This is a genomic window from Intrasporangium sp., assembly GCF_036566125.1.
Classification (GTDB): Bacteria; Actinomycetota; Actinomycetes; order Actinomycetales; family Dermatophilaceae; genus Intrasporangium.
Genome location: NZ_DATCWX010000168.1, coordinates 1 through 5,250, shown reverse-complemented (window position 1 = coordinate 5,250; position 5,250 = coordinate 1). Strand labels below are relative to the sequence as shown.

Annotated in this window: 6 protein-coding genes; 5 read left to right on the top strand and 1 reads right to left on the bottom strand. The window is 66.9% G+C overall.

The genetic code is table 11. The features are described 5' to 3' along the window. Window positions 1-245: 245 nt before the first annotated feature. From VIR15_RS10320 to VIR15_RS10310, 3 genes are all read left to right on the top strand, one after another. Window positions 246-1,556: an ABC transporter substrate-binding protein gene (locus tag VIR15_RS10320; protein ID WP_331927393.1), complete on the top strand. Its 1,311-nt coding sequence runs from the start codon at window positions 246-248 to the stop codon at window positions 1,554-1,556. Between the two features lie 99 nt (window positions 1,557-1,655). Continuing rightward, window positions 1,656-2,567, top strand: a complete 912-nt coding sequence (locus tag VIR15_RS10315) for a carbohydrate ABC transporter permease (protein WP_331927392.1) — start codon at window positions 1,656-1,658, stop codon at window positions 2,565-2,567. After that, window positions 2,567-3,493, top strand: coding sequence for a carbohydrate ABC transporter permease (locus VIR15_RS10310; protein ID WP_331927391.1), 927 nt, complete (start codon window positions 2,567-2,569; stop codon window positions 3,491-3,493). Before VIR15_RS10315 ends, VIR15_RS10310 begins: the two co-directional genes overlap by 1 nt. Before the next feature lie 60 nt (window positions 3,494-3,553). On the opposite strand, the gene VIR15_RS10305 is transcribed toward VIR15_RS10310, so the two are convergent. Beyond that, window positions 3,554-3,979, bottom strand: a complete 426-nt coding sequence (locus tag VIR15_RS10305) for a DoxX family membrane protein (RefSeq protein WP_331927390.1) — start codon at window positions 3,977-3,979, stop codon at window positions 3,554-3,556. An 86-nt stretch (window positions 3,980-4,065) separates the two neighbouring features. On the opposite strand from VIR15_RS10305, the gene VIR15_RS10300 reads away from it, so the two are divergent. After that, on the top strand, window positions 4,066-4,752 hold the full coding sequence (locus tag VIR15_RS10300; RefSeq protein WP_331927389.1) for a helix-turn-helix transcriptional regulator: 687 nt from the start codon (window positions 4,066-4,068) through the stop codon (window positions 4,750-4,752). Window positions 4,753-4,759: 7 nt separating this feature from the next. Further along, a partial coding sequence (locus VIR15_RS10295) for an alcohol dehydrogenase catalytic domain-containing protein (RefSeq protein WP_331927388.1) occupies window positions 4,760-5,250 on the top strand: 491 nt, incomplete at its 3' end.

Below are 5,250 nucleotides of genomic sequence, written 5' to 3'. Positions count from 1 at the left end.
TCGTCGCTCGACATCGCCGCAGGCGATGTCCTGCTCATTCCCCACGGTGCGGGCGACCTCCGCATCGCGGGCGACATCACGGTCCTTCGCTGCCAGCCTCCCGCGCCCGTGGGACGGCCGACGGTGCCGAGCGACCCACCGCCAATGGACCGCGCGAGCGGACCCAGCTGATACACCAGCCCGGCTCCCGGGCACACCAAACAGCCGCCGGTCATGAAGTAAGGCGGCAATACCGAGGAGGATCAATGCGCAACAGGTTTGTTGCAACGGTGGCCGTCGCGTCGGTCGCCGCGCTCGGACTGGCCGCGTGCGGCTCGTCGAACACACCCACGGAGCCGGGCGCCGCTCCCAACACGTCACTCGCGACGACAGCCGGTGGCGCCGGTGGCGAGGTGGGCGTCTTCACCTGGTGGGCTGCCGGCTCAGAGAAGGCCGGACTCGACGCACTCGAGAAGCTGTTCAAGGAGAAGTACCCGAACGACACGTTCGTCAACCTGGCCGTCGCGGGTGGTGCCGGCTCGAACGCCAAGGCGAAGCTCGCATCGGACCTGCAGAACAACCAGCCCCCGGACTCGTTCCAGGGACACGCGGGAGCCGAGCTCGCCGACTACATCGACAACGAGCAGATCCTCCCGGTCAACGACGTCATCACCGCGTTGGGTGGCGAGAGTGTCTTCCCCAAGAACCTGCTCGACCGCCTCACCGTCGACGGCAACATCTACTCGGTCCCGTCCAACATCCACCGCGCCAACGTGGTCTGGGCCAACACCGCGGTGCTGAAGAAGGCCGGCATCAACGCCGTCCCCAAGGACATCAAGGCCTGGATGGCCGACATGGACAAGGTGAAGGCGTCCGGCGTCGCAACCCCGCTCTCCGTCGCCGGCTCGTGGACCCAGCTGCAGCTCTTCGAGACCGTGCTCATCTCGGATCTCGGCCCCGAGAAGTACGGCGGCCTCTTCGACGGCAAGACCGCGTGGGACTCGCCCGAGGTCAAAACCGCCGCGGCTGACTACAAGAAGCTGCTGACGTACGCGAACACCGCCTCCGACGGTGACGACTGGCCCGTCGCGACCGACATGGTCATCGACGGCAAGGCCGCCTACAACGTCATGGGCGACTGGGCCGTGGCCGAGTTCGCAGCGAAGGGCAAGAAGGAGCAGACCGACTACCAGTACTTCCCGGTTCCCGGGCAGGATGGCGTCTTCGACTTCCTCGCCGACTCGTTCACCCTACCGAAGGGCGCGAAGAACCCCGGCGGCACGAAGGACTGGCTCATGCTCATCGGCTCGGCCGAGGGCCAGAAGGCCTTCAACCTCGCCAAGGGTTCCATCCCGGCTCGCACAGACGTGCCGGCGAGCGACTTCCCGCCCTACCAGCAGTCCGCGATGGAGGCGTTCAAGTCGAACACGATCGTCTCGTCGATCGCGCATGGCGCGGCCGTGTCACTGGCGTGGAACGCTGACATGACCACCGCCATCAGCAAGTTCTACACGACCAAGGACGACGCCACGCTGGTCACCGACCTCGTCGCGGCTGCCAAGAAGAACCTCGGCTGAGTTCTCCTCAGCCACGAGGGAAGCAAGCCGTATGCTGCTGAGCCGGCTCAGCGGCATACGGCCCCTTCCCGTTCCTTCCGTCCTCCCAAGGAGGCGCACATGCGCAAGGGCACGAGGTTTCGCGACTGGCTCCCCGGCTTCCTGCTGGTGCTGCCGTCGATCATCCTCATCGGGATCTTTGTCTACTTTCTGATCTTCCGGAACGTTGTCGGCTCGCTGGACCGCACGGTGACCCGCGCCACGAAGCGGGTGACCAACCCCGGCGGGCTCGAGAACTACACGAACCTGCTCGGCAGCGAGGGCTACCAGCACGCCCTGTTCAACCTGCTCGTCCTCACCGTCGTCTTCCTCGCGGGCACGATGTTCTTCGGCCTGCTGTGGGCCACGCTGCTCGAGAAGGGAGTGTCGGGCGAAGGCTTCTTCCGGTCGGTGTATCTGCTGCCCATGGCGATCTCCTTCATCGCGGCGGGCATCGTCTGGCGCTGGCTGCTGTCCCCGGGCAAGGGCGACCAGGCCGTCGGGCTCAACCAGCTCCTCGCGATGCTCGGGCTGGAGCGGTTCCAGAGCGGCTGGTGGCAGTCACCCAGCGCGTTCTCCATGGCCGCGATGGCGATCCCCGCCATCTGGCAGCTGTCCGGCTACGTCATGGCGCTCTTCCTCGCCGGGTTCCGGGGGATCTCGGAGGACCAGCGTGAGGCGGCGCGCATCGACGGCGCGAGCGAGAGACAGATCTACCGGCACGTGCTCTTCCCACAGCTGTCGCCGATCGCCCTATCTGCGCTGATCATCATCGGCCACATGTCGATGAAGATGTTCGACCTCATCTACGCCATCGCCGGCCAGAACTCCTACAAAGCCTCGGTGCCAGCCACGCTGATGTGGACCCAGATGTTCCAGCAGAACAACCCCACGGCCGCGGCCGTCAACGCCACGATCCTGCTGCTGCTCATCGCCATCGTCGTCGTGCCCTACCTCATCTACACGAACAAGACCGAGAAGGAGACGCGCTGATGACCACGGCAACGGCAGAGGCGACGCCGGTCGCGCCGGGCACCGACGCCATCGGCGCCCGGGTCACCACCGGCAAGGCGCCGGGGACTGAGGGCAGCATGGCAGGACGGACGGTCAAGTTCATCCTGCTCATCCTCTTCGTCATCCTCATCTTCATCCCGCTTTACGTCCTGTTCGTCACGAGCTTCAAGCGGAGTGCCGACGTCACCGCGAGCGAGGCCTGGACCTTCCCGTCCGTCTGGTCCGTCGAGGGCTGGCGGGGTGCCTGGGAAGCGCTCTCGCCGCCGCTCTTCCGGTCGGTCGCCCTCGCGACGTCCGTGGCCGTGCTCTCTGCGGTCCTCGGATCGATCAACGGGTTCGTCTTCGCGAAATGGCGGTTCCCGGGGGCGACGCTGGTGTTCACGCTGTTCCTCTTCGGGATGTTCATCCCCTACCAGGCGGTCATGATCCCACTCCAGGGAATGCTCCTCGACGTCCAGGGCACGCCCGGGTTCTCGTGGTTCGAGGGGATTCCCAAGCTCATCGCCGTCCACCTCATCTTCGGCATCCCCATCTGCAGCCTGATCTTCCGCAACTACTACGCGACCGCGGTCCCCAACGAGATCCTCGAGGCGGCCAAGGTCGACGGGGCCGGGATGCTGCGGACCTACGGGTCCATCGTCCTGCCGATCTCGGCACCAGCCTTCGTGGTGACCATGATCTGGCAGTTCACGTCGGCCTGGAACGACTTCCTCTTCGCACTGTTCCTGACCAACCGCAACAACGGCCCGGTCACCTACGCCCTCAACGAGCTCGCCGGCGGCCAGAACCCCGACTATCCGTCGATCATGGCGGGGGTGCTGCTGGCCTCGCTGCCGACCCTGCTCGTCTACATCCTGCTCGGGCGGTACTTCATCGGCGGCCTGATGAGCGGCTCGGTCAAATAGTCGCGACGCGAACTGCACACTCGACCCAGCTGAGTCGAGTGTGCACGTTGAGTCTCGCGGTCAGCTGGTGGTGGGACGGCGGGAGGCGAGTCGCCACAGCGCGATCGCAGCGGCGAACAGGCCGACGTCGCGCAGCGCCACGTCGTAGTAGCCGGGCAGGGTGAGCAGGTTGATGATGATGCCGAGCAGCCAGGCGGCGACGATGAGCCCGCCGATCCGGGGGCGAAGAGCCACGACGATGCCGGCGACGATCTCGACGACACCGACGAGGTACATCGCCTGCTGAGCCGTCCCGGGGACGATGCCGTCGATCCATGGGGCGAGGTACTGCGGCCAGTCGGTCAGGATGTTGAAGAACTTGTCGAGCCCGAAGACGATCGGTGCGACGGTGAACGCCGTTCTCAGGATGAGGAAGGCCTGGTCGACCGGATCCGCGCTGAGCAAGGAATGCGTCCGTCCTGGTCGTGTGGTGGACGTGGTGGCCATGTCCATCTCCTTTCTATAGTCAGGATACTTTGACATTAGAACCTTTCGGCCTTTGCGTCAATGGATCTTGGCTTTAGACTGGGACCATGCCGGATCAGTCCAAGGCCACGAGGGACGTCGCTGCTGACGTCGCTGCTGACGTCAATGCCGTCGCTGCGCTCGCGGAGCCGACCCGCCGCCGGCTCTACGACGTCGTCGTCGAGGCGCGCCGGGGTCTCACTCGTGACGAGGTCGCCGAGGCGGTGGGCCTGCCGCGCAACACCGCGGCGTTCCACCTCGACCGGCTTACCGAGGAGGGCCTGCTGACGGCCACCTTCGAGCGCAGGACGGGGCGCTCGGGTCCCGGAGCCGGGCGACCGGCGAAGATCTACGCGCGGGCCAAGCAGGACGTCGCCGTCTCGCTGCCGCCGCGCCACTACGGCCTCGCGGGTGAGCTGCTCGCCGCAGCGGTGGAGGACTCGGAGCGGACCGGCGAGCCGGTCCGCGAGTGCCTCGCCCGGCACGCCTGGGACCGCGGGCATGATCTCGCTGAAGGCGGACTCGCCGCGGCGCTGGCCCGGTCGGGGTATGAGCCGTTCGAGGAGGACGGCGCCCTGGTGCTGGCCAACTGTCCCTTCCACGACCTGTCCACGCGTCACACGGAGCTCGTCTGCGGGATGAACCTCCGGCTGATGGAGGGCCTGCTCGACGCGGTCGGGGAGGAGGGCATGCGCGCCCGGCTCGATCCGAGCCCAGGTCGCTGCTGCGTCCGCCTCGAGCCCGGCGGCGAGTGACGTTCGGGTGCGCATCTTCGGCTTCGACCGGTACGGGGGTCCCGAGGTCCAGCAGTTCTTCGAGGTTCCGCCGCCCGAGGGCAGGGACGGCACCGTGCTCGTCGCGATGCGAGCCGCCGGCGTGAACCCAGCCGACATCAAGGTGCGCAACGGGCAGCGTCAGGGGAGGGTGCCGGTCGACTTCCCGATGGCGATCGGCCGCGAGGCATGCGGCATCGTCCTGTCGGCTGACGAGGCGTCTGGGCTGGAGCCGGGCCGCCTGGTGTTCGGATCATGCGCGAGTGCGTCTGGCGCCTTGGCAGAGTTCGTCCTTCTCGACGCGAAGCAGGCCGTTGCCGTTCCCGCGCACGTGACTGCGGTCGAGGCGGCGTGCATCCCCGTGGCGATCGGCACCGCGTGGGACGCCCTCGATGAGCTCGACCTGCACGCCGGAGACACGCTGCTCGTCCTCGGCGCCGGTGGTGGGGTCGGAAGTCACGCTGTCCAGCTCGGCCGCCT